Source organism: Clostridioides sp. LIBA-2809 (genome assembly GCF_056688965.1).
Genome location: NZ_CP197004.1, coordinates 645,679 through 672,664, shown reverse-complemented (window position 1 = coordinate 672,664; position 26,986 = coordinate 645,679). Strand labels below are relative to the sequence as shown.

Below are 26,986 nucleotides of genomic sequence, written 5' to 3'. Positions count from 1 at the left end.
TGAAATTAAATTTTTAGGAGGTAATTTTATGGCAGTTGTTTCAACAAAAAATTTATCTAGTATAAAATTAAAATTGGATGCTGGTTTTGATGATAAGGGTAAGGCGGTTATTAAAAGTAAGTCATTTGCAAACGTAAAAGCACAAGCATTAGATGATGATGTTTATGCTGTTGCAGAAGCAATAGCAAGTCTTCAGGAAAATCCTATTGTAGATATTTTAAAATTAGACAGTACATCACTATCTAAATAATATTTTTTAAATATAATCTGATTCGCAAATTAAAACACCGAAACTTTATAAAATGATAAATTATATGATGCACTCAATGTTCTATATATTTTGTAGGTTGTATCTTTAATCTATTTACACTTTAAAGATTAATATATTAAACATGTTAACTATTTTTAAATGTTTTCGAGATTCAATTTAAGTAATACCAAAACATTTTCTATACTAGCAAAAATTAAAATCAACCATTAATATTAACAATTAAAAATATAAATTATTATAACGGAGGTAACTGTATGGAGATTAAGAAAAAATTAGTCATGAGTTTTAAAAATGTAAAGGATAAACAAGTTTCTTTTTCTATAGAAAACCCAAAAGATAGCTTAACTGAAGAAAACATAAAATCTGTTATGGATTTGATAATATCTAAAAATATTTTTTTAGTTGGAGGATTTGACCTTGCTTCTGCTGTTGAAGCTAAGGTTGTAGAAACAAATACTACTCCTTATGACTTAGTTATAGAGTAGGAGGATGATTTCATGGACGATAGTTTGCAACTGTTAATAACCAATGTTGGTTTCCCTATAGCTCTATCCATGTATTTATTGGTTAGAATTGAAGGTAAATTAAATGCTTTATCAAACAGTATTGATACGCTATCTAAAAACATTTTGGTATTTAAGAAGTAATTTTGACAATATATTAAATCATAAAATAGGTCTATTTGTAAAATAATTAGATATATTCTATGAAAAATACTATGATATTTGGAAATTTATTCCAAATATCTATAGTATTTTTTTGAATTTTACCACCTCAAATTTGAATTTCACTATTTTATTTTTGAATTTTACCATACTCAATTTGAAATTTAGAATGCATCTAGTTGGACTAAATAAAATATAATGCTATTCTAATGACAGTAATAAAATGAGGTGATGATTAATGAAAATCCATGTCGAACAAGCTACTAATTGTGATGATATTGAAATAACTATAAAATGCTCTACATTAGATAATAACATCGAAAAAATAATTTCATTATTAAGTACACCACTACTTGATATAAAAGGAAAAAAGTCAGGAGAAATTTATAAACTTAATGTCTGTGACATTTTATATTTTGAGACAGTTGGAAACAAGACATTTGCTTATTATAAAGATGATGTGTTTGAAGTTGATTTGAAAATATATAAACTATCAAAACTATTAGTTAATACATCTTTCTCACGTATATCTAAATCCATGATTTTAAATATGGACTACATAGAGAGCACAAAAATAATATCGCATAATCGTATGCAAGCTACTTTAACAAATAATGAAAAAGTTATTATCAATCGCCGTTACATAAAAAATATTAGAGAAAAGCTAAATATTTAAATAAAATCTAAAATACTTTATTAATATCACTAATCGTATATTTATTGACCTATTTTGTAATCAAAATAATACAATATATTTAGTATTAAATACTAACTGATTGTATTTAGTGTAGAAATAATTAGCCAAAATATAAGAAATAATATATTATCATAACTGAGATATACTATTAAATTACATTTTAGTATATAAAAAAACAAATAAATTAAAACACTATTATAAAACGAAAGGATAGTGAAAAAATGCAAATATATAATACCCCCTTTAATACAAATAAACACTTAACCTATTTCTTTACACTTACTTTATTATTAAATTGGATATTCAGTCTTACACCTGTATTATTTGGAATTACAGACACGATACTTGGAGAAATCATTTTTTATCTTGGATATACATCACCAGCTATTGTAGGTCTATTTTTTATCTCTACAATATATCCAGATAACGCAAAAAAAGATTTCATTTATAGATGTTTTAGCTTAAAAAAAATGAGTATAAAATGGCCCTTATTGACAATATTATTCTTTGCTTTAATGTTTATTGTTTCTTTAATAATCGGAAATTACTTTAATGTAAAGACTTCTAGTATAAATTGGAAATACATAGCAATATATGAACCTTCTAAAATAACATTTATGCTATTATCAAGCTTTATATTAAGCATACTTAGTCAAGAAGCAGGATGGAGAGGATATGCTATTGACAAACTATTGGTCAGATTTGGATTTACAACCTCTTCAATTATTTTAGGTATTATTTGTGGAATTTGGTATCTAGGGTCGTACTTTACTCCTGGTCAAATGCCATATACTCTAGCACAATCTTCTTTATTTGATGCAGTTTTATTTATACCAAATATTATACTTTTAACCTTTATAATTAATTTTGTATATATAAATACAAATAGAAGTATTCTAGCTGCTGGACTTGTTCATATGATGCACAATTTCTTTAATGTTCAATTACTACTACATTGCCCTATTAAATTGTGTGCAATATCTCAATATGTACAAATACTATTTGGGCTAATATTTGTTGTATATATAGTTTCTTCTAATAAGTTTAAACAGAAAGTAGATTCTGAAATTGAACAAATAAAATCAGATGATTTTGAATTTGAGCTAGATTGGTAATTTTAATATTAACTATAAAATATTAACCATAAAGTGTAAGATAACTTGTAATTTGATATAACTATAATCCAATGGTGTTTTACTCCATGTAATTATACCTAAAACTGTAAAATAAATGTATTTCCCTAAACGCTTGAAGTATATAAAAACAAAATATATACTAATTATAAGTGAAAAGGAGGTCATATTTTCATGTTTAAAATTGGAGAAGTTTCAAAATTAACACAGGTATCTATTCGTATGTTACGTTATTATGATGAGCTTGGTATTCTAAAACCAGCAAAAATAGATAAATATACAGGTTATCGCCTCTACTCAGTTGAACAGATTTCAACTTTACAAAAAATAGTCTTATTAAGAGATTCAAAATTTAGTGTTGCAGAAATATCAAATATAGTACATAACTGGGACGATGAATTCGTAATTAAAGAATTAAATCGAAAAAAGAATGAAATAAAAAATGAAATAAAACAAGAGCAGCAGAGAATAAATAAAATTGATAGGTTTATAGATGCTATAAACCATGATAAAGATGAGATTCATCACAATGTTGTCTTTAAGGAAATTCCAAGCTATAAAATCATATCGCTTAGAGAAATAATACCAGACTACTACTATGAAGGTATTCTCTGGAAGAAGTTATACGATTTTATTAAGGAAGAACATATAGAAGTATCACGTCAATCCGACAATAATATAGCATTTTATCATGATGAAGAACTTACAGGTAATGGTGTAGATGTCGAGGTTGGAATGGTCGTAAAGAAATTTGGTAAGAATAAGTCTGAATTTACATATCGTGAGACAGAAGAAGTTAATACAATGGCATGCACTATGGTGTATGGTCCATATGAAAACATAGCTGGTGCATATGAGTCCTTTTGTTATTGGTTGGACAAAAATAGTGATTATAAAATGTCAGGTATAAATAGACAAATTGGTCATAAAGGTGAGCATAATGAATCAAATCCTGAGAATTATCTTACAGAAGTTCAAATCCCACTTATAAAAGTCTATTAGATTTGCACTTAAACACATAAGCACTAGGCACCATTGACATCCCAAAATTTTCATGATAGTATCTAAACGTGTATTAAACACGTTTAATTTTTTTATAGGGAAATTTTTGAGGGGAAAATTATGAAAATAGATTCGACAAAAGAACAGCTAATTAATGCTACAATTCAGTTACTATCTTTGAATAGAGATATTTCAAGCATTACAGCTAGAGAAATTGTAACTAAGGCAAATGTCAATTTAGCTATGATTAACTATTATTTTAAATCTAAAGAAGCATTAGTTAATACTGCTATTAAAAAAATTTTAAAACATCATATGGATGAATATAAAGCTACACATGATACTAAAAATTTAGTACCTAAACAACAATTAAGAGAAATACTAATTACATTTTTTGACTTTATAGGTGCACATAGTCAATTTATAAAGGTTTCTGTACCCTACATATTGATACAAGAAGAAATTATTTATCCATTTGAGATACTTCCTTTAGTTAAGGTTCATTATGAAAGCCAGAACAATAAAAAAACTGAAGCTGAATACAGAACTATTGCATATCAAATAACTTCGTTTATTCAGTTGCTTTGTCTTCGTTATGATGCTTTTTATAAATATAGTGGTATTGATATTATGAATGTTGAACAAAGAAATAGTCTAATAGACTTTCAATTAGATTTACTTCTAGTAGATATTATAAAATAATGATATATTAGCTTTTTAATTTATAATTCTGGTGATGGTTGAAAATATTCTCATTGACTAAAAGATACTTACATTAAATAGGGAGGAAGTTTTAATGTTTTTTACATTTATAGGAGTAATCTCAGCAGTTTTATTATTGTGCACAATTGTATATGGTTTATGGATAAAGCTTAATAACCGTAATAATGACTCAAATTCTCACTTTACTTTTTCGATACTTTCAATTGTTTTTTCGTTGTTGATTGTAGTAGCTTTTTTAGTAAGAAATTAATGTCTTTATTATATGATATGTTTATTAGATGGTATATTTATTATGATAGTTACTTTACTATGATAGCATTTTTATTAAATAGTTCATTTATTTGATAGTTACTTTACTATGATAGTATTTTTATTAAATAGTTCATTTATTTGATAGTTACTTTACTATGATAGTATTTTTATTAAATAGTTCATTTATTTGATAGTTACTTTACTATGATAGTATTTTTATTAAATAGTTCCTTTATCAGAGGGTTTATTTACTATAATAGCATTTTTATTAAATAGTGACCTTATTTGATAGTATATTTACTATGATAGTATTTTTATTAAATAGCTCATTTGTTAGATAGTATATTTACTATGATAGCATTTTTATTAAATAGTTCACTTGTTAGATGCTATATTTACTATGATAGCATTTTTATTAAATAGTTCACTTGTTAGATGCTATATTTACTATAATAGCATTTTTATTAAATAGTGCCTTTATTTGATAGTATATTTACTATGATAGTTACTTTACTATGATGAGGTCTTTATTATAATGATTTGCTATGATACAGAAATATTTGACTGACTTAAAATTATTTCTACAGCTTTTTACGATATCTTTAAATCTCTATTTATATTTTTATAAGATTCTTTATTATTTTTGTACTACTAGTATTTTTATACTTTTAACTACAAACTTCAAATTCTTTTTAACAATTTATTTAGTTTAATACTGCGATATACTTTTTCAATTCTATTGAATTTATATTTTTAAAATCCTTTTTCTATTACTTTATAATTCTTTTTCTATTACTTTATAATTCTTTTCAATAATATAACCTTACTATTTTATAACTTTTTTACTTTTACTTTATACATTTTTGCTTTAATCTAACTTCATTATTCTATAACGTCTTATTCTACATTACTGTTCTAAGTACTACTCAACTACTCTGTAGCTTTTTTACTTATGCTCTACCCCTTTAAACTTTCCAGCTATTACTATTCAATATAATCCATTTCGCTATGCTAATCTCTCATACTATCAATAATATATTTTCAAGTCTTACAAAAAAACACCCAATTCTTACAATAGAGCTGGTACTCCTCTAACCCCTTCAAATGCTATCATTGACTTACAAGATAAATGAAAGCGAGGATGATATATATGCTTAAAGTAAACAACTTATATAAATCGTACAAAACAGGTAATAAAACATATCCAGTATTAAAAAATATTTCTTTTGAAATCAATAAAGGGGAATTTGTAGCAATTATGGGTTCATCAGGAAGCGGAAAAACCACTCTCCTAAACTGTATCTCATGCTTTATCCCAATTGATGATGGTGAAATAACTCTTGGAAACAATAATATAAGAAATTTGCAGGAAAAAGAACTTTCTGAAGTCAGAAACCAACAATTAGGATTTGTATTTCAAGACTTCATGCTATTTGATGGGCTTAGCGTCTTTGAAAATATCTGCGTTCCACAAATTATCAAAGGTGGTCAAGTCTTACAAATGGAAAACCGTGCAGTCAGTCTATGTGAACTGTTTGGTATTGAACATATTAAGAAAAAATACCCTGCTGAAATATCTGGTGGAGAAAAACAACGTACAGCTGTGGCAAGAGCACTTATGAACAATCCAGATTTAATATTAGCAGATGAACCAACTGGTAACCTTGATAGTAAGTCTTGTCGTACAGTCATTGATTCATTTCTAAAGGCAAAGCAGGAGTTAGATGCTACTATACTTATGGTTACACATGATAGCTTTGCAGCAAGCTTCTGTGACCGAGTTATCGTACTTAAAGATGGGATAGTTTATAAGGAGGTTGTAAAATCAAGTTCAAGACGCGAATTCCTAGATGAATTACTAGAACTTTTAAAAGAAATGGGAGGCGGTCAAGATGACAATTAATAAATTATATGGAAGACTTCGAGCCTATAATTGGAAGAACTATACAACCTTATTCTTTTGTATAATACTTTCTGTGGTACTAGTTACTTCATATGCTCTAATTTATTTTAGCCCAACAGTACAAAACATCCTGCCAACTGGTGGAGATAGCAGAAAGCAAGCTACAATGATATTCTCAGTTGCCATATTGGGATGTGCTGTATTTACTACATACGCTTCTTCTCTATTTTTAAAATTTAAAAGTAAAGAAATTGGTATTTTCATGGCTCTAGGAGCAAACAAGAAGAAATTAAAAAAACTTCTATTTTCAGAAATATTATTAATTTCTATAATATGCTGTTTTTTAGGTCTTATATTAAGTATCCCTGTATCCTTTGGTATATGGAAGATATTCCAATTAGTGATTATTGATACTAGAGAAATGACTTATCAATTTGGAACTCAGGGATTCATCTATGGATTTATATTCTGTATATTTGTGACATTGTGTATATTTATGCTTTCAGTAAAATTTATTAATCGTACAAATATAATTGACATACTAAATGACCAAAGAATATCTGAACCAATACATGATGTAAAGGAATGGTATGGTATATTAGGTATAATTTTTACTATACTAGGTATTGTTTTAGGTTATGTTGTACCTTCAATAGTTATAGACAAATTAAATTATCTATTACCATCTATATGGAGTATTACCTATCTATTCTCTGCTGTTGGAATCTATATGATTATGACATATATAGTTGTACACGCAAAAAGAGGAAAACATCCTGAAAAATACTACAAAAATATTATATCAACTAGCATGATGAGATTTATGGGAAGACAGACAGTAAAAAATATGTGTGTTATTTCATTTTTAATTGCAGGAGCATTATTTGCTGTATTCTATGTTCCTAACATGGTTACAGGAATTTATGATAATCTTAAAAACAACCCTATAGATTACACTTTTACCTACAATCAAAGAGATAAACAGGTATCAAAAGAAGATATTGAACAATTAGCAGATAAATATAATATATATATTCAAAACTATATGGAAATTCCTTCTATTGAATTGATTGTTGATGGTACAGAGTCAACACATCATAAAAATGGAACTATTGATAAGGTGTACCTAAAAAAAAGTTCATATGACATGTTCTTTAATTCCAAAGATTTTTCTAAATTAATTGGTAAACCCATAACTATAAAAAATGGGGAATATCTCGCTGTTGTAAATAAGGAAAATGAAAATAAAGGTTCTGATTATACCAAATTTATATCAAGTCCAGTAACAGAAAAAGAAATTCCTTTTAAACATGCTGGAAACCTAATCTTTAATGGTTCTTTTTTTCAAAATAGAAGTATGAATGTTTATGTTCTTAATGAAAATGATTATAAAGCATTTGCTAAGGATTTATCTATAAAAAATTACAATAATTCTGTACTATTTAATGTAGATAAGTCTAAGGATACTTATGCTTTTGCTAGTGATTTAAAGGCAGAGATTATAAAAAGAACATCTAAAGAATTGGGAATGTTCACTAGTTATGATGAGTATGTAAAAAAACGTTATGAATCAACTGGAGAAAAGTATTTTATGGATGAAAGCTATCCAAGTGGAGAAGGTCCTTTAAAACTAGAACCAGATAATAATCAATTGTATCTTAATTGGAAGTACTATCCTAATTTTAAAATTTTACAAAGTCAAGATATGATAAAAAATATGGCAGTCTTCTTGATGTTATTCATATATGTGGCAATCATCTGCTTTACAGCAGTTGGAATCATTGCATATACAAGAGGCGTTACTATAGCTGTAAATCATAAGCAGGTTTTTATGGATTTAAGTCGATTAGGAGCAAATAACGACTATATAAAATTCTGTATTAGAAACCAATTAAAAAAGGTGTTTTCATACCCTCTTATTGTAGGAAGCTTTGTAATCTATCTGTTTAACCTTATGATTATGCTTAACAATGATGGTAGAATTGTAAGTAGTGAGGTCAATGCTCTTTTGATAAATTTAGGTCTTATAGGGCTTTGTGGTGTTTATATGTTCCTTATATATCTATTAACATATAAAAAATTCAAAAATATTATTGGGATTTCAAAATAAGAAAAATCACTGGAATCTTAAAATAAGTTTAATAAGATAGTTTCAAGTTTAATAAAATAGTTTTAGGTATAAACCCATACTAATATAGAAAACTTTATCTTGCTACCTGGATATATTTGTTATCTCATTTTATATATCTAGGTAGCAAAATATATTATATACTTAATTATATAAACAAAAAACTTGAAAGGAGATTAGACATTGATTTCGATTTGTATTTGTGATGATGAAAAACAACAAAGAAACATGTTAAATAAAATCATTACAAGAGAAATGGATTTGTGGGGTTACCCATGCCAAATAAAAGAATACTCAAATGGTGAAAGCCTACTATATAACCTAGAACACGAAAGCTATTATATGGATATTATTTTTTTAGATATTGAACTTGGAGAAAGTAACGGTGTTGATGTAGCAAAAACTATACGAACATATTCAAAAGACACTATAATCATCTTTGTCACAGGATTTTCTGATTATGTATTTCACGGATATGATGTAGGAGCTTTGAACTATATTTTAAAGCCTTATAAAAGTGAAAAAATATGTGAGGTATTAAAAGAAGCACTAAAAAAATTAGAACAATGGAAAGAAAATTTTATTACAGTTCAAATTGGAACTAACCTTTGTAAAATCAATATGAAAGATATTATCTATTTTAAAAGTGAGCTAAGAAAATTGACTGTAGTAACCTTTGAGAGAACATTAGAATATTATGGAAAGTTAAACGATATGGAAAGTATTCTTCCCTCTAACTTTATACGTACACATCAAAGGTATATTGTTAATCTAAACCATGTAGATAGTATAAGTCAAACTTATGCTAAAGTTCAGAATGAAAAAATTCCTATAAGCCGTAAAAAATATCAGGAAGTCGTAGGAAAATTTACAAGGTATATGTTAGAATCTTAATTTCAAAAAGTATGTTAGAAATTTAAGTTCAAGGGCGATATTAGAATATTAACTTTTAAATATGTATTAGAAACTTAAATTCAAGAGCGATATTAGAATATTAACTTTTAAATATATATTAGAAATTTAAGTTCAAGGACGATATTGGAATGTTAGTTTTAAGTATATATTAGAAACTTAAATTCAAGAGCGATATTAGAATATTAACTTTTAAGTATATATTAGAAACTTAAATTCAAAGACGATATTAGAATATCAGTTTCAAAATACATATTAAAATATTATTTTTTAGAAAGGTATCTTAAATGAATTCTTATTCTTTAATTAATAATGGTACAACTTTTATCATAGTCTTAATTCATATTTATATAGCCTTTTTTCTTTATAAGTTGACTTCTTATTTTATAGACTTTAGAAATCATTGGATTTTTAAAGTCATATTAATTTTTGGCTACTCTATTATTAGTCAAATGATAATATGGGTTTCTGACCCTGTAAATATTCTATTTACACTACTTGGGTATTTTATAATGCTTATAATCTGTAGTAAAAGTAAATTAATTCCTATAGTATCAATTATCATGATACTCTACCCTATTATAGTTGGTATTAATTTTCTTTTTATAAACAATCCTCTGTATAGTGGGCTTATCTGTTCAAGGGATTATCTTTTTATACTTTCCATTGTCAAGATAATCTCCGCTCTGATTAAACTATTGTTTTGGTTTTTAATACATATTTTCTTAAAAAATAGATTAATCAATATAAAACAGTACCTATCAAATAAGATATGGATTTTTATCGACATGGTATGTATGGCTTCATTTTTATCAATATTAATTGCTATTATTCTGCCACCAACTAATTTAATTCCTATGGGTAGTGTAAATAATATTTTTTTAGGCGACTTGCCTTATGGAACTTATATAATCATTTTATCAGCAATTATAGCAAATATTGGTGTAATACTTCTTTTACAACCACTAATTGAAAATGTAAAGATGAAGATAGAAAAACAAGCAAATCATATAAAAGAAAAATACTACGATTTGCTAGAAAATCAACAAATTCAGATACGTAAAATACGACATGATATGAATAACCACTTTCAAATGATTGAATCGTATTTAGAGGTTAACGATACTGATGGTGCTAAAGAATATTTTAATCAGTTGAAAATAAGCCTTGGTACTCTTAGTGGAAAGCAATTTTGTAAAAATCAAGCTCTTAATTCAATTTTAAATCTTCGCCATACAAAATTAGAAGAAAATGGAGTTGATGTCCACTTTAATATAGACATAGACAATCACTTAGGTATAGAGCCTATAGATTTATGCACTATTTTTTCAAATTCTTTGGATAATGCTATAGAAGCTTCTTTGAAGATACAAGATTTATCAAATAGAAAAGTAGTGTTAAAGGCACGTTGTGAAAAGGAGTATTTTAGCTATTTGTTGACAAACAACAAAGTAAATCCTATCAATAAAAAGCAAGATTTATTTGTTTCAGACAAAAAAGATAGTTATTCTCATGGATATGGTATTGAGAATATTAGAGGAATTGTCGATAAGTACAATGGAGAATTAAATATCTCTTATACAGATAATGAATTTTCTTTATTTCTTTATATTAGATTATTTTAACCAAAACTATATTAGGTATCTTAATATAAATCTAAGAGTATTCCTATTATCCAGCCTCATTACTATAATCTTTATATAAAAAATTATATATATAAAAACTTGCACATACATGGAATCAATAACAATATTTGTATTTATATGTTATTGGTTCTTCCTTTTTGTCATTAATATTTACTCTTGTTATTTCTTTTGTAATTATCTCTTTTTTTATAATTAATCTTTTATTCTTGTTATTTCTTTTTGTAATTACTTCTTTATTCTTATTCTTTATCTTTGCAATTAATCTTTTCTTCTCACTATCTCTACTTATTATTAATCTTTTCTATTATTAGACTTTATTCTTATTCTTTATCTTTGTAATTAATCTTTTCTTCTCACTATCTCTACTTATTATTAATCTTTTCTATTATTAGACTTTATTCTTATTCTTTATCTTTGTAATTAATCTTTTCTTCTCACTATCTCTACTTATTATTAATCTTTTCTATTATTAGACTTTATTCTTATTCTTTATCTTTGTAATTAATCTTCTCTTCTCGCTATATCTATTTATTATTAATCATTTCTATTATTAGACTTTATTTTTATTCTTTATCTTTGTAATTAATCTTTTCTTCTCACTATATCTATTTATTATTAATCATTTCTATTATTAGCTCTCCCATCTACCACTTATATTGATTTTTTCTATCTAACACTGACTTTCTCCTTTTAGCAACCATATTTTCTATCATTTCACCAAAAAATCCTTACTTCTAACTAGAACTCCTTCTAAGTTAAATAAGTTTATTGACAAATGTATGACATGGCATTATACTAAAATAAAATGACATAATGTCATACAAAAGGAGGTAGATTCAAGTGGTTCAACAACTATCAGATGCTGAGCTTGAAATTATGAAAATCATTTGGGCAAATAATGAACCAGTACTTTTTGCATTTCTTTTAGACGAGTTAACATCATTGGGTAAAACATGGCAAAAAAATACACTAATAACACTTTTATCTCGACTTATGGATAAAGGGTATCTAAAAGCAAAAAAATTAGGACGCCGAAATGAATACACTCCCCTTATATCAGAAGCAGAATATCAGACAAGCCAAACAAAAAAACTACTTGATAAAGTCTATGAAGGAAATGTAAAAGGTCTTGTCTCCAATTTAATTCAAAGTGATTTGCTAACTGATGAAGAATACGATGAACTAAAGGAACTTTTGGAGGGAGGAAAAAGATAAATGAATAATGTAATGAAAGTATTCTTGTCAATGTCCATTTCTGGCTCACTGCTTATTCTAATTCTTTTTTCATGCAAGAAAATTTTTAAAAACAAAATAAGCAGACAATGGCAGTATTATATCTGGCTAATTGTCATTATGAGACTGTTATTGCCATTTACACCAGAAACAAACTTGATGAGAACCATTTTTCAAACATTTGATAATACTGTATATCACACTGAGAAATATCACCCTACACAACAAAATCAATCTGTTTTGAATGATAATGAAAATATCCCATACATTAATAATGAACAAAGCAATCAAAGAGATACAAATAAAACGGAGCTATCCACTAATAACCAGGCAGTGCAGGACATAATTACTTTATTAGTAAATAACACTTGGCTAATTTGGTTGGTAATTGCTCTTATCCTATTCATACGAAAGGTAACAATTTATCAAAGCTTTGTACGATATATAAAAGCTGGACAAGTCCCTATTTCAGACATAGAGCTATTGGACAGACTTGCAATTATTGGAGGTCAAACAAAAATAAAAAGGGCTATAGAGCTTTGCATCAACCCACTTATTTCTTCTCCATTATTGATTGGATTTTTCCGTCCATGTATTGTACTACCAAAGGCAGATATTACAGAAAAAGATTTCCAATATATCGTGCTACATGAACTTACACATTATCGTCGATTGGATATGTTCTATAAATGGCTAGTACAAATTACAGTTTGCTTACACTGGTTTAATCCCCTTGTATATCTTATGGGGAAAGAAATTAACAAAGCATGTGAGTTCTCTTGTGATGAAGCAATTATCAAAAAACTAGATTCAAGTAATGTACAAGACTATGGAAAGACTCTACTAGACTCTATAGCAACTGTTGGAAAATATAAAGAATCCCTTGCTTCTGTCACTCTAAGTGAAAGCAAGAAATTACTAAAAGAAAGGTTGGGAGCAATTATGAATTTTAGAAAAAAATCAAAATTAGTGGTCCTCTTTACACTTATAATAACGATTTTATTTACAGTTGGGGCAACGGCTATTGGAGCATATACAATACCACAAATTCAAGTTGATAACAATAAAAACAAAAAGATAAATTCTAATCCTTCTACTAAAAACAATTCAAATTCAGACACACATAAAAACAACAATAAATCGACAGATAATACACAAAAACTAGATGTTTCTAGTAGTGGCAAACTACCAGATAATATACAAAGTCTCGATATGTCTTTTGATATTTATAATGGAGGTTTGGAGATACTGCCTTCCTCTTCCAATGAAATAGAAGCTAGCTATGATGGTAAATACTACGATGTTCATATTACAAAAGAGAATGGTAAATGGATAGTTCGTATATCTGGAAAAGTTTCATTAATGGGTAACACAGATTTTGTTAAGCTTTATGTTCCAAATGTAAAACGTGTTATGAATGTCAAAGTTCGTAATGGTGACTTTAGTTATGACTTGCCAAATAATTGTACTGATGTAATAAACATTGATGCTGCAAATGGAGGAATTCAATTTACTTCAAAGAATAGATATGATAATAGCAAGATTTCTTTAACAGCTACAGATAAAGACTTCTTAATATATGATTTACTTGTTTATCCTAATTATTTTACTAAGACAGATACTGGATTTAAGTATAAGAAAGGTACTGAAGCCACTCAAATTGGTATTTCTCTAACTGGATATACTGATGTTGAGTTTAAGTAAAGTTTTATGGCAGAAATGGTTTATCAGTGACTGTTGTAATTTAAAGATATAAAATAAAGACAATATACTATGATTTTGTATGTTGTCCTTATCTATATCTTTTATATCTTTAAAAATTGTAATTAAGTTTTTGTTTAAATTCATTATGACTATTAAGATATCTTTTATAAATTTTGAAGATACAAAAATATAGTAGGAATTAAAGGATTTATATTTCCTCAATTTTGGCAAAATGAATGAAAATGATTTGGTTAAAAAATAATACACTATCTAGAATATTCAAATAGATTTATTAGAATATTCTACCTCCTACATGGTTCTATACCTCAAAAACATAGTTATACTTAAATATTATATTATAAATTATACATATAAAGCTAATTAAATGTGAACAGAATTGTTTTATATACAACAAATTAATTGCCTATTCCAATGAAAAGACACAACTAATATTTTATTTTCCTTGCCCCAAAAACAAAGTATTTCAAACTTTAATTATTAATAAAATTAAAGTTTATAAATATACTAAATATTCATTGACAAATATAGATAAGTGTTACTATAATTATACTAAAAATATAAATTTTAAAACCAAAACCATGAAGGTTTATAGAATCTTCATGGCTTTTTTTGTGTCCAATGGATTAAATATTTGCGACATGAAAAATAATGTATTATAGGGTTTTGGGTATAATGAAAGGGGGCTATATGATGAATCAAAAAGAGTTTTTTGACCAAATAGCAAAGGATTGGGACAATAGAATAGAAGTAAATGAAGGAAAGATAAATACTCTTTTGTCAAAGATAAGTATAAAAGATAAAGATAAAATACTTGATGTAGGAACAGGAACAGGAGTATTAATACCATTTTTGACAAATCTAAATCCTAATGGATATATAAAAGGAGTAGATATCTCAAAGGGAATGCTTGAAGTAGCAAGTGACAAATTTAAAAACTATAAAAATGTATCTTTTGAAATAACAGATGTAGAAAAAGACACAATAGATGATAGATATGACAAAATAATTTTATATTCAATGTTTCCACATCTTCAAAACAAAACTATGACTATAAAGTCACTAGTAAAAAACAATTTAAAGAAAGATGGTAAGCTTATAATCGCTCATTCAAACAGCAGAGAGTTTTTAAACAATATGCATAAAGACGTTGACGAAAGTGTTAGTGAAGATAGACTTATACCTATAGATAAACAAAGAAACTTATTTGAGGAAATAGGATTGGATGTTGAACAAGCTTTTGAAAATGATGAAATTTATTACATAGTAATAAAGAAATAAATAATTATATTAGGGGGATTTCCATGAAAACTAAAAAAATGATTTTATCTGGCATATTCATAGCATTTGGAATTATATTACCTATGTTTTTCCATACGTTTAATTTAGCAGGTCCTATATTTTTACCTATGCATATTCCTGTATTAATAGCTGGATTTTTATTAGGTCCAAGTTATGGGGTGATAGTGGGAATAATTACACCTATATTAAGTGGTGTTATGACAGGTATGCCACCTTTAGTTCCAGTAATGCCTATAATGGTATTTGAGCTTTGTGGTTATGGATTAGTAACAGGGATTTTATTTTCTAAGAGTAATAAAATCTATTTAAGTCTTATAGGTGCAATGTTAGTTGGTAGGTTATTTGCAGTTGTAGGTGCATTTATAGTTTCGCTTACAATAGCACCTCAAGTAAGTCCTTTAATATTTGTTTTTGGAAACATAGTACAAGCTATTCCAGGTATGTTAGTTCAGTTGATATTTATACCAATACTAATTAAGTTTACGTCTAATAATGTTGAGATAAGAAAGGTATTGACTCAAGGAAAATAAAGTGAGTTTATAGGAATTAAATAAAAAAGGGCAATCAATCTGACTGCCCTTTTTATTTAAGTTCATATAGTCTAATCAACCCCATTACCATTTTGGATTTAAATTCACATAATCTAAACAAGATAACTTCCCTTTTTATATAATCTTATACAATCTAATAAACTCTCTTTCTATATCTTTATATAACTTAACACACATTAAAAATCAATAAGTGACCTAATTAAAAAATATATAAATAAATTTCTAACTGTATCTATTAGAATACAATACTTTTGCTCTTTCAGTAATTTCTTTAATAAAATCCGACTTACTATCTGTATAAGCATCACGATTATGCTCATACTTCTTCCATAGGTTTAACTTAAGTTCTTCATACTCTTTAGCAACACTTGGATTGTCAATTAAATAATCTCTAAAAAACAACTCATCATTATCCCCTACATATCTTATATGCAAATGAAAAACTCTTTCTTCAAAACCATCTATTGTATATCCTTTATTAAGTGAAACCCTGCTACTACTCTCAGACATACAAATATATCCCATTGACTCAATTAATTCTTTAGTCTGTTTCATACTACAATCTTTTATTATCTCAATCAGTATATCAACAATTGGTTTGGCATAGATTGTACTCACAGAAGTACTTCCAATATGACTTATTCTAACAATATTTTGCATAGGTAATACCTCAGTTAACCTGAATTTTTCTTCCTTAAACCAATCTTTCCAACAGTCCTTATGAGTAGTCAATACTATTGGGAATAACTCCCATAATTCCTCTAAAGTCATATCTTCCAATTGCTTTTTCATAAGTCAATTTTTCTCCTTTAAACTAATTATTTTAAATACTATCTTTATCCCTTAAGTTAAATATTATATACTAAAACCCATTTATTAAAATGTTTAAATACGGTTATTCTAGAGCTATAAAAATAACTATACAAAAACTACTTGCTAAAACTGTCATAAAAATATCATTTAGAAATGAATTAATTACAAAGTCTCATATCTTTTATACTTTTATATTTATTTAAGTATTAGGAAAAATTTTTTAATCTATAGTTATAGTAAAAGATTTACCTGTATCTACTGGCATTGGAGCTTCTAAAGAACTCTTTATAGGTTTTGATATAATCAAATCAAATTTAAAATATGTAATAGAAGATAACAAACATAAAATTACTACCATCAAAATACCACTTCTACATCTTTCATTAAACATACTAGATACTCTTTTTCTAATATCCGACTCCTTATGTAATCCAGCTACAAACTTATTTGAATGACTTGAACCTTTCCTCATTGCATTTATTATAGTTAATGCGTAATCCTGTCTCTCCTCTATAGTACGATTCTTTAAAACCCTTTCATCACAATAAAGCTCACAATCCAAATCTATAAACTTCTCCATTATATATATAAAAGGATTAAACCAATAAACACATTTTAAAAACAACACCAAATACTTAATATAAAGGTCTTTACTCTTAAAATGCATAAGCTCATGTCTAAATATCCAATCCAGCTCTTTTAACGTATAATCATAAGGTGGTAAAATCACACTTGAATTAAAAAATACTGGAGTCTCAACTTCATAGGAGTATTTAAGCTGTATCTTTTTATTTATACTAAGTTCCTTTAATAAATTCGCATAAAGATTTTTTATCTCTTTATCCTCCACATCATAAGATAAATCATTTATTAAAATTTTAACCTTAACGTATTTCCAACTAATATAAACTAAATATATTATTATACTAGTAATCCAAACAAACAATAAAATGCTATTTTTCGAAGTGAGAAGATTATTAAGATTTTCTAAATATACCTTATTAATAGTATATTTGTATTCTTGTCTATTAAACGTAAAGGTATAGTATGTAAATGGCAGTAATAACTTAATAATCACAATCAACCAAATATAATAATTAAACCTTTTACTAAACCTTTTAAATATAGTCATTCTAAAGCTCAATAGGATAACTATACATAAACCACTTAATACAACAGTCCTAAGAATGTCATTCAAAATTAAATTCATATAGTCACCTCTCTTCTTTTAAATCTAGAATAACTAAATATGTCAATACAAGTCAATCTTATATGTAAAATATTTGACTTCCCAAAAAATTATCTCTTATTTTAAGAGATTAAAAAAATGAATACTCTAAATTAAAATCATATGATTTTTAACACAACTCTTATTAATAGTATTATTTTGAGTGATAACATAAACTAAGCATTTGCCTACACGCAAACATGGCGGAAAGTCTAAAGACTTCCGCAACCACATCAAGAAGAACATTATTTGGCTACAAACTTGCACCTGTACTATTTCTGTTTGTAGCCTTTTAGTTTCATTACTATTATTACAAAAATACCTAATAATAAATATACTTCCAAAATACAATATACTTCCTATAAAAACAATCTATTATATAAAATTAGAAATATAATATTTCTATCACTCACCATAACTTTCTTTCAAATCTTCAAATTTTTCTATGTAACTCCATCATTTCTTTAGTATTTTTTTCAAATGAGCAACATCTAATAAATTCACTGTTTCAAATTTTCCTTTATAAAATAATGCGAAGTTATTAAAAACACAAGGTAATTCCTTTGCTTTTTGTAATGTATCTATCTCAATAAATGAAGCTGGAACATCATGTGTCGTGCAATACTCTTTTAATATTTCAATATTTTGATAGATAAAAGGACATTGCATATCATAATAGATGGTTAGTTTCTCACTCTCAATTTCACACGATTTTGCATTTTGCTTGAACTCTGGTGTTGTTCCATCAAAAGAAAGTGCAAGTAGTTCATATCCGTTATCAGTACTATCAACTACCTCAAATCCAAATTTTTTCGCAAATGATTGGTCTGAAAGCCATGCTTTTTGTTTTTTTGCTCCAAGCATACAAATACCAGATTTCCCATTCTCTTTAGCATCTGCCACACAATACTCCATTAACGATTTCGCATACCCTTTTCCTTTATAATCACCCAAGACCCACAAGCAATAAATATAATAATAGTTATCGCCAGTAATAGGAACCCATGCAGTCTCAACAGGTGCATATTCAATAAATACAGTACCTTTGACATTTAATTTTCTAAAGGTATGCCCTTCTCTTAATCGTTCAGAAATCCATTGCTTTTTGGCTTCAATACCTTGATGTGGCTTTCTGATACGGATAATACAACATAAATGTTCATTGGCAAGATTTTCTTCTGTTACGTTTACAAATTCATCACACATATTTAAATCTTCCTTTTTCCAAATTTAATTTTTTCCAGTTCAATAAATTGCATTATTGTAGCTTTTCACAGAATATAAATATACATTAGTCCATATAATTTCATTAATACACATATTAAATTAACTTAGTTCTTCAAACTCTTCTACCTGAATCTAAAATATTCATATTTTCATTTTTTTATCAATCATTGACACTTTCCTAAATCCAATATCACCACTTATCTATAAATATGTGACGTATTCTCTTTACACAAATTCTCCATCCTATCATACACAACACCACTGTCTCTCTCATCTGTCATAGTCACAATCACATCACTTGGCTTAAGAACAGTTTTTCCTCTAGGGATAATCTCTTCACCACCTCTTTGAATAGCTACCAAAAGACAATTCTCTGGCCATTGTATATCCTGAATCTTCTTGTTGGCAACAGGAGAGCCAAACATAACCGAAAACTGGTCTAATATCTTTTCTCCCCTCTCTTTAGAAGCAGGTTCTCCATTTTTCTCAAGTAATCGCTCTAAAAGACTTTCATAAATAGGTTTTGACTTCATAAGAGTAGCCACAATATATGCCACAATCGAAATTATAGAAAGTGAAAGCATTTGGCTAACAGAACCTGTCATTTCAAAAATCAATATGATACCAGTCAAAGGAGCACGTACAATAGCTGTAAAATATCCTGCCATAGCCAAAAGAACAAAGTTATTTATATAATCAGGGTCCATTCCAAAAACCTTCACACCTATCATTCCAAATATTCCACCTATAAATGCTCCTAACACAAGCAACGGAAAAAAGATACCCCCTGGTGCACCTGAGCCAAAACTTACAGCCGAAAATATAAAACGTATGACAAAAATCAAAACAACCATTCCAAAAATATATTCATGACTTGTAAGTGCCTCCACCAAATTGTGCCCACTTCCCAGCACTTGAGGCATCATAAGTCCAAGAACACCAGCCATAGTGAATGGAATCAACAGTTTACCAAATGTACCGATTTTAGGAATCTTTTTATATAAAGACTGCACATATAGAGTAAACCAGTTATAAAATGCTCCCATAACTCCAAGAATAACACCTAGAATCACTATTAATCCATAATAATTCTGCGGCAATACATGCCCGATGTCAAACTGGAACACAGACTCCATACCTAGAAAATTAGCTGAGATATAGTCTGCTGTCAAAGATGCTGTCATAACAGAAATTAAAACAGATACTGAAAAGTTCTTATGCACTTCTTCCAGTGAAAACATAACCCCTGCCAGTGGTGCATGAAATGCTGCTGACAATCCAGCACTTGCCCCACAAGTCAGCAAAAACTTTTCCTCTGTCTTACCTCGGTCAAGTGCTCTAGATATACCTTTCCCTGCCATAGCACCAAGTTGAATAGAAGGCCCTTCTCTACCTAATGCAAGACCACCCATAAGTGCCAAAAATCCTCCAATAAATTTTGTTGGCAACACACGCCACCATACTTGTTTGATTTTTCCTGTCATTTCTCCCTCAAGCTGAGGAATACCACTTCCAGAAATCATCGGTTCTAAGTCCACCAACTTTGATACAATCCAAGCAAGTAGTGCAAGCACTGCAAACCAAGCTATTATTTTTACTGTGGAACCTTCTACAAACTTTAAGATTTGACTGAGCCATATACCAGCCTGCCCCAAAAGTATCCTATATAAAAGTACAATCAAACCAGCCACAGCACCAACCATCAGTCCTTCTCCAATTAAAATTACCTGAAAGTTCTCTGCCCGTTTGATAACATGAGATGTATCCTTTTTCATGCTCTTCCTCCTTCTCCCAATAATTCTGTACAATATCAGCAAATATAGCTTTTAATTTACTAAATATAGATTACTTTATTACTTACTCATTATATTTAATAAATATAACTAATGATACTATAATGCAAACACTAAATGATTATTGATATATGATTTCATTGTATTTACTACTGAATAAATAATACAATACATTTTTGGAAAAATAAAGGAAAGAATAATATAAGACTTACATCTGTCAGCTATAATTTATGTTCTTTTTTGTCTTAATACTTTCTTTTTTGTTTTAATTCTTTCTTTTTTTGTCTTAACTCTTTCTTTTTTTGTTTTAATTCTTTCTTTTTTTGCTTTAACGCTTTCTTTTTTGTCTTAACTCTTTCTTCTTTAGTTTTAATTTTGCTTCTTTTATTTTAATTTTGACCTTTTTTACTCTAACTCTTCAGTCTTTTATTTTAACTTCACTTCTTCTTACTACTATTCTTCAAACTTCTTTATGCAAATAGTAGCATTATGACCCCCAAATCCTAATGAATTAGAAATAGTACATTTCACTTCTCTCTCAATTCCACCCTGAACCTCCCATGACTAAAGTACAGGGTTCCTGCTTCATAGAATTTTACATACTAAAATAGGTCTTACCAACTCTCCACAGGCTATCCCCGTAGTTCCTACAGTTCTCACATAAGTTATTTATTTTAAAGTCTTATTAGCCCTAACCTTTCTTTTAGTATATTTAAATAATAAAAAATTAGAGATAAAGGCAATCAATTCAAGCCTTTATCTCTAATTTTTACTGTTTCTATTTTATTAAAACTGATGCTTACACTCTGTAAATTCGTAAACATCCATTAGTGCTTCACCAAATCTTTGATAATGTACTACTTCCCTTTGACCTAAAAATCTCAATATATCTTTTAAATCAGGGTCATCAGTTAAATTTATTAATTGATAGTACGTAGCCAATGCTTTTTGTTCAGCAGCCATATCCTCATGTAAATCAGTTACTGCATCGCCAAAGACATTGATATAGCTTGTAGTAAAGTTTACTCCGTTAGAATCTACTGGTTGAAGACCATGTCCAAAAGTAGCGTAATTAGTTCCAAGTCCAGCAGCCTTAAGTTCTTCTGGAGTACAACTACTTATTAATTGATATAACATTGAAGAAATTATTTCAACATGAGCCATTTCTTCTGTTCCTATATCAGTTAAAAGTGCACGAGATTTTCCAGTTGGCATAGTATATCTTTGCTGAAGATATCTAGTTGCAGCAGCTAGCTCACCATTAGGGCCTCCCAACTGAGTCATTATATATTTTGCCATTCTAGGGTCTGCTTGTCTTATGTTAACTGGATGTTCCAGTGTTTTTTGATAAATCCACATATTATATTACTCCTCCTTAATATATTTAATAATAAATCTAATTTTAATACTGTATAATTTTATTTATAAAATGACTTATCCCATGGCCAAGGTTCAGATATCCATGACCAAGGATATTCACCTGATTCATACCCAAAATTAGTTAATGCTCCATATCTAGACTCATAATCACACACAGCTTGTGTAAATTTATCGCAGTATCTACTGTATGAATCAAGAGCCTCCTCATCTCTCGGATTGTTATCCAAATATAAATTTAATTCTATACAAGCAAATTGATATTCTGAAATTCGCTCTAAAAGTTCTCTTCTATTTAATGGCATTAGTACATTTTACCCCCTTTTTTAGCTCTAACTCTATTTTTAGGATTTTCATATAGCCAATCATTATAGTTATTTGACTCTATCAAATCCAATTCAGGAAATAAAGTACCTCTTCTTAATGCTGTTTTTGGATTGTATGTCTTATCATAAATTTGACGATTAATGTATGGTCTAGCAAATTCACAACAATAATCTTCTCTATCATCTTTTAAATATTCCATTAATTATCCTCCTTAATTTTTTAAATTTTAAAATAGTATTATTTTTAATAATTCTATACTTGTGCTATATTATAATCAGTAGTTTTAATAGACATTTAATAGAAATAAATAGGTATCTTTTTTATTCTTATTTTATTTTTAAAAATGCACCTAATTAACTAATCTTTTATAAGTATCTATTTTAAATAATTAATATAAAATTTATATCTTCTTTACAATATAATTACTATTTACTATATAATATTATTTCGTCAGCAAAATGTGATTATTTATTCTTAAAAACAATATAAATATACAATTTAATACTATTTTCACTTTTTTATAAATTAATTATAAAATAATTCTAATTTTATAATTTTATTTTAATCATATACAGTCTTAAAACTTCTATTTTAATATTTTTTTAACACTTCTACACATAAAAAAGTAGGGTCTCAAAATGAACTTTTCAGTTCATAAGGCACCCTTTTTTGTATGAAATCAAATATATTTTAATCATTGCAACAATGAAAAAAGAGACTTATCTCTATTTTGAGACAGCCTCTTTCTCTGTATTTATATATAGTTAAAACTCTTCATTTTTAATATGTATTTTTAATTTTCTTCTCTAGAATCAAAATCAGATGGAATCCACGAATTACTAAAATCTTTATCCTTAAACAAATAAGCTAATCCAGTTATTTGCTTCAATCTAAGAATTTCATCAATCTCCATGCCTAGATGCTTTGATATCCATTCATCAGATTTTCCAATTTCACAAAGTTCAGTTATAATAGTACTCATTAAATCCACATTATGTGAGCCCCTTGCACGATTATGTCGAATAGTACTTGCCATTCTCTCATCAAGAGACTTATCAATTATTGAAACAGGAAGAAGCCCATTTTCTCTATCGTATATATCCTTATTTTCAAGCATTATCCTATAGCGATGAAAACCATCTACAATAATATACTTGTCTTTTTCCTGATTATAATAACAAACAATTGGCATTGTATACCCATCCTCTTTAATACTTTTATATAGCAACTTCATTTCTGGTGGGGCTACGGTGTTGGGATTATAGTCGTTAGATTCTATCTTTTCAATTGGTACTGAGATGATTCCATATACAGGACTTTTATATTTCATAGCATCTTAACTCCTATCTCATGAATTTTTTCATATTTTTTCTTAATATACTCTGTCCTAATTCTTTGTTCTTTTGTTGGGCTAAATCCCATAAACTTACACATATGGTCATTTTTTAAAATACAATAACACATTCTTTTCCAACTTGGTATATCTTTAGTAAACTTAATATCATCTGTATCATCAGGTATATCACCTAAAAATTTAACTCTAATTTTTTGGTCTTTTGTATAATTTGAAACTCCATTTAATTCTATTTCATATCCTTTCATTATCAATTCATGTATAACGACTTTTGGCAAACCTCCTCCTTTATTGTGCCAAAAATCAATAGATGTTGTAAATTTCTTAATATAACTATTTCTTATATTTTCAGGTAAAGTATCTAGTAAAAATTGAGTAAAACTTTTCCAAGTATGTCCATCTGGCAACGCAATACTACGATACCCCATGGCTTTTGTTTTTCCATAAATAGAAGTAAAATTAACTCCTTGCACTCTAGCAACCAATTTCATCCACACATCTGGGTCTAATACCCTGTATAAATTTAGGCTATCTTTCGCTGAATCATTAAAAGGAGATGCTACTCTCATTTTTCTTGGAGCTACTCCAGCTTTATAGAACAAATCATAAATTTTATTGTAATCATAGTTGAATTTATAGTGAGCTAGCCAAACATCTTCTAACTCCCAATCATATATAGGAGATGCTGTCCAGACATTTTTAAATTCCTTAGTTATCCAGCATTTTCCTTTATATCCATGCTGTTTATTTACAATAGCACAATAGCGTTGTAAAGATTCTGACGCTCTTGTTCCTAATAAACAAACAACTTTTGCACCTTTATGCTTATCTCTCATCCACCTGCCAAATTGTTTTGCTAAACTTTCTTGCCTCATCTTATACTTATAATGGACAAATGGGTTATTTTCTTGATTTATTATGTATTCTTTGACTGGCATTTTTCTTACCCATAGCTCTTCTTTCTCATCATCCCACGGATACCAAAACATTTCATAATTTCCTACAGCTGTTCTTGTAGCCATTGGTAGACATACCCAATATGGTTCAATATCTTCAATATTCTCGTCAAACGTTTTTTCAACATATTCAGTTGTCATACTGTATTGAGCCTCAAAATCTTGATGAAATACTCCAATTTTGGAACTTATATTATGCTTTCTCTTATAATCCAAAATTAAATTCAATAATAAGCCACTATCTTTTCCTCCACTAAAAGATACATAGATATAATCAAATTCACTGAAAATATAAGAAAGTCTATCTTGAAAAGCTTCAAACACATTGGATTTTAAGTATCTTTTATCCATTTGGATTCTCCCCTTTCAATTAGAAGTTTATAAAACCTTACAACGTAGTATTATGCATTTTTAGCAATAATTAACATAAATTCTACAGTATTTAAATACACAGCTCCAATAAAATACATATAATTATAATATAATTTTCCTTTTATATTATAAACTATATTTTATCACTATTTTACATTATTTTCCAACATAGATAAATATCATATTTTTTCCGTCTTTTCTGTCCATTAATATTAACTGCTAACATTAACTACTTTGTATTTTATACATACTACATGTATAAGACTTACAAAACATGACAAACTGTTGTCATAATTACTTTGCTATACTAAAAGTAAAAATAAGATATTTTATGAAAATATATATAAAAATAGCCCTTGGCTTACTTATAAGCTTAACAAGGACTTAAATTTATACTATAAATATTATCATGAAAGATACTAGTTTTGATTACAAATTATATATTTAAGAAGATATTAGTTTTAATTGCAAATTATATGTCTAAGGAGATACTGGTTTCGATTACGAATTATGTGTCTAAGGAGATAATAGTTTTGATTGCGAATTATATATCTAAGGAGATACTAATTTTAATTGCGAATTATATGTCTAAGGAGATACTAGTTTTAATTGCGAATTATATGTCTAAGGAGATACTAATTTTAATTACGAATTATATGTCTAAGAAGATAATAGTTTTAATTGCGAATTATATGTCTAAGGAGATACTAATTTTAATTACGAATTATATGTCTAAGAAGATAATAGTTTTAATTGCGAATTATATGTCTAAGGAGATACTAATTTTAATTACGAATTATATGTCTAAGAAGATAATAGTTTTAATTACAAATTATATGTTTAAGGAGTGAAATCTAATGTATGAACGTATGCTTGAAAAAAATAATAAACCTTGCTTATCTCAAATAATCGAATACATAGGTAAAGATGGGTATACACGCCTATGCAAGTTAGAAACTTATCTTGAAACTCAATACAGTTTATCAAAAGAACTTCGATTTCCTTTTGGAAACAATTATGGTTGGGGCTACAAATATAGTCATAAATCTTTTCATCTATGTTATGCATTCTTTGAAAAAGGTGCCTTTACTGTTATGATTCAGATAGGTGACAAGCAAGTTCCAGCAGTGGAAAAAATGCTAGTTGCCTTAACACCAAAAGCTAAAGAACTCTGGGTCAATCGTTATCCTTGTGGCAATAATGGTGGTTGGATTAAATATCATATTTTAGAAGATGCAGACTTACTCGACATTATTCAGTATATAAGAGCAAAAAAAACTCCACCTAAGCAAAGTTAATTTTAGGGTTTCTTTCAGATATATCACAATTCCATCTATTCCCTCTAGTTTATAAACTTGGAGTATAAAAAACTTTAGTAATATTGTCTACTAGTATATCT

General features: G+C 27.7%; 26 protein-coding genes. 17 read left to right on the top strand and 9 right to left on the bottom strand.

Features of this window, described 5'->3' with window-relative positions; translation table 11 throughout:
• Positions 1–28 precede the first annotated feature (28 nt).
• The 15 genes from ACTG44_RS03435 to ACTG44_RS03365 all read left to right on the top strand — a co-directional run bounded on the left by ACTG44_RS03435 (position 29) and on the right by ACTG44_RS03365 (position 16,119).
• Positions 29–250, top strand: a complete 222-nt coding sequence (locus ACTG44_RS03435) for a DUF1659 domain-containing protein (RefSeq protein ID WP_021383264.1) — start codon at positions 29–31, stop codon at positions 248–250.
• A 275-nt stretch (positions 251–525) separates the two neighbouring features.
• A complete protein-coding gene (locus ACTG44_RS03430; RefSeq protein WP_021383274.1) occupies positions 526–756 on the top strand; it encodes a DUF2922 domain-containing protein in 231 nt (76 codons plus the stop codon).
• A gap of 12 nt (positions 757–768) precedes the next feature.
• A complete protein-coding gene (locus ACTG44_RS03425; protein ID WP_044212660.1) occupies positions 769–918 on the top strand; it encodes a YvrJ family protein in 150 nt (49 codons plus the stop codon).
• A gap of 256 nt (positions 919–1,174) precedes the next feature.
• Positions 1,175–1,612, top strand: coding sequence for a LytTR family DNA-binding domain-containing protein (locus tag ACTG44_RS03420; protein WP_021383283.1), 438 nt, complete (start codon positions 1,175–1,177; stop codon positions 1,610–1,612).
• 242 nt (positions 1,613–1,854) lie between these two features.
• Complete coding sequence (locus ACTG44_RS03415) at positions 1,855–2,748, top strand: CPBP family intramembrane glutamic endopeptidase (RefSeq protein ID WP_479918147.1); 894 nt, start codon at positions 1,855–1,857, stop codon at positions 2,746–2,748.
• Positions 2,749–2,940: 192 nt separating this feature from the next.
• Positions 2,941–3,768, top strand: a complete 828-nt coding sequence (locus ACTG44_RS03410) for a MerR family transcriptional regulator (protein WP_479919823.1) — start codon at positions 2,941–2,943, stop codon at positions 3,766–3,768.
• 120 nt (positions 3,769–3,888) lie between these two features.
• Positions 3,889–4,470, top strand: a complete 582-nt coding sequence (locus ACTG44_RS03405) for a TetR/AcrR family transcriptional regulator (protein WP_479918145.1) — start codon at positions 3,889–3,891, stop codon at positions 4,468–4,470.
• 1,423 nt (positions 4,471–5,893) lie between these two features.
• The gene (locus tag ACTG44_RS03400; RefSeq protein WP_479921280.1) at positions 5,894–6,646 is read left to right on the top strand and encodes an ABC transporter ATP-binding protein; all 753 of its coding nucleotides are present in this window, start codon (positions 5,894–5,896) and stop codon (positions 6,644–6,646) included.
• On the top strand, positions 6,636–8,756 hold the full coding sequence (locus ACTG44_RS03395) for an FtsX-like permease family protein (RefSeq protein WP_479921279.1): 2,121 nt from the start codon (positions 6,636–6,638) through the stop codon (positions 8,754–8,756). Before ACTG44_RS03400 ends, ACTG44_RS03395 begins: the two co-directional genes overlap by 11 nt.
• A 201-nt stretch (positions 8,757–8,957) precedes the next feature.
• A complete protein-coding gene (locus ACTG44_RS03390) occupies positions 8,958–9,668 on the top strand; it encodes a LytR/AlgR family response regulator transcription factor (protein ID WP_479921278.1) in 711 nt (236 codons plus the stop codon).
• A gap of 815 nt (positions 9,669–10,483) precedes the next feature.
• On the top strand, positions 10,484–11,311 hold the full coding sequence (locus ACTG44_RS03385; RefSeq protein WP_479918141.1) for a sensor histidine kinase: 828 nt from the start codon (positions 10,484–10,486) through the stop codon (positions 11,309–11,311).
• An 861-nt stretch (positions 11,312–12,172) separates the two neighbouring features.
• On the top strand, positions 12,173–12,547 hold the full coding sequence (locus ACTG44_RS03380) for a BlaI/MecI/CopY family transcriptional regulator (RefSeq protein ID WP_021383268.1): 375 nt from the start codon (positions 12,173–12,175) through the stop codon (positions 12,545–12,547).
• A complete protein-coding gene (locus ACTG44_RS03375) occupies positions 12,548–14,269 on the top strand; it encodes a M56 family metallopeptidase (protein ID WP_479921277.1) in 1,722 nt (573 codons plus the stop codon).
• A gap of 669 nt (positions 14,270–14,938) precedes the next feature.
• On the top strand, positions 14,939–15,568 hold the full coding sequence (locus ACTG44_RS03370) for a class I SAM-dependent methyltransferase (RefSeq protein WP_479921276.1): 630 nt from the start codon (positions 14,939–14,941) through the stop codon (positions 15,566–15,568).
• 23 nt (positions 15,569–15,591) lie between these two features.
• A complete protein-coding gene (locus ACTG44_RS03365) occupies positions 15,592–16,119 on the top strand; it encodes an ECF transporter S component (protein WP_479921275.1) in 528 nt (175 codons plus the stop codon).
• A 243-nt stretch (positions 16,120–16,362) separates the two neighbouring features.
• Here the strand turns inward: ACTG44_RS03365 and ACTG44_RS03360 are convergent, their stop codons facing one another.
• From ACTG44_RS03360 to ACTG44_RS03320, 9 genes are all read right to left on the bottom strand, one after another.
• Positions 16,363–16,932: a GrpB family protein gene (locus ACTG44_RS03360; RefSeq protein WP_479921274.1), complete on the bottom strand. Its 570-nt coding sequence runs from the start codon at positions 16,930–16,932 to the stop codon at positions 16,363–16,365.
• Positions 16,933–17,173: 241 nt separating this feature from the next.
• A complete protein-coding gene (locus ACTG44_RS03355; RefSeq protein WP_479921273.1) occupies positions 17,174–18,163 on the bottom strand; it encodes a M56 family metallopeptidase in 990 nt (329 codons plus the stop codon).
• 474 nt (positions 18,164–18,637) lie between these two features.
• A complete protein-coding gene (locus ACTG44_RS03350) occupies positions 18,638–19,387 on the bottom strand; it encodes a GNAT family N-acetyltransferase (protein WP_479921272.1) in 750 nt (249 codons plus the stop codon).
• 218 nt (positions 19,388–19,605) lie between these two features.
• On the bottom strand, positions 19,606–21,183 hold the full coding sequence (locus ACTG44_RS03345; protein WP_021383266.1) for a ClC family H(+)/Cl(-) exchange transporter: 1,578 nt from the start codon (positions 21,181–21,183) through the stop codon (positions 19,606–19,608).
• An 804-nt stretch (positions 21,184–21,987) separates the two neighbouring features.
• Positions 21,988–22,560 carry a manganese catalase family protein gene (locus tag ACTG44_RS03340; RefSeq protein WP_021383276.1) on the bottom strand — a complete coding sequence of 191 codons (573 nt, stop codon included), beginning with the start codon at positions 22,558–22,560 and terminating at the stop codon, positions 21,988–21,990.
• A 59-nt stretch (positions 22,561–22,619) separates the two neighbouring features.
• The gene (locus tag ACTG44_RS03335) at positions 22,620–22,883 is read right to left on the bottom strand and encodes a spore coat protein CotJB (protein WP_479921271.1); all 264 of its coding nucleotides are present in this window, start codon (positions 22,881–22,883) and stop codon (positions 22,620–22,622) included.
• The gene (locus ACTG44_RS03330; RefSeq protein ID WP_479921270.1) at positions 22,883–23,104 is read right to left on the bottom strand and encodes a spore coat associated protein CotJA; all 222 of its coding nucleotides are present in this window, start codon (positions 23,102–23,104) and stop codon (positions 22,883–22,885) included. The genes ACTG44_RS03335 and ACTG44_RS03330 overlap by 1 nt, the downstream gene beginning before the upstream one ends.
• A 594-nt stretch (positions 23,105–23,698) precedes the next feature.
• Positions 23,699–24,235, bottom strand: coding sequence for an IbrB-like domain-containing protein (locus tag ACTG44_RS03325; RefSeq protein ID WP_021383256.1), 537 nt, complete (start codon positions 24,233–24,235; stop codon positions 23,699–23,701).
• Positions 24,232–25,566, bottom strand: coding sequence for a phosphoadenosine phosphosulfate reductase (locus ACTG44_RS03320; protein ID WP_021383262.1), 1,335 nt, complete (start codon positions 25,564–25,566; stop codon positions 24,232–24,234). Before ACTG44_RS03320 ends, ACTG44_RS03325 begins: the two co-directional genes overlap by 4 nt.
• A gap of 497 nt (positions 25,567–26,063) precedes the next feature.
• Between ACTG44_RS03320 and ACTG44_RS03315 the strand changes: the two genes are divergently transcribed.
• Together ACTG44_RS03315 and ACTG44_RS03310 are read left to right on the top strand one after the other, a co-directional pair.
• Positions 26,064–26,438, top strand: a complete 375-nt coding sequence (locus ACTG44_RS03315) for a hypothetical protein (protein WP_479921269.1) — start codon at positions 26,064–26,066, stop codon at positions 26,436–26,438.
• A 6-nt stretch (positions 26,439–26,444) separates the two neighbouring features.
• Complete coding sequence (locus ACTG44_RS03310) at positions 26,445–26,885, top strand: DUF3788 domain-containing protein (RefSeq protein WP_479918124.1); 441 nt, start codon at positions 26,445–26,447, stop codon at positions 26,883–26,885.
• Positions 26,886–26,986 lie beyond the last annotated feature (101 nt).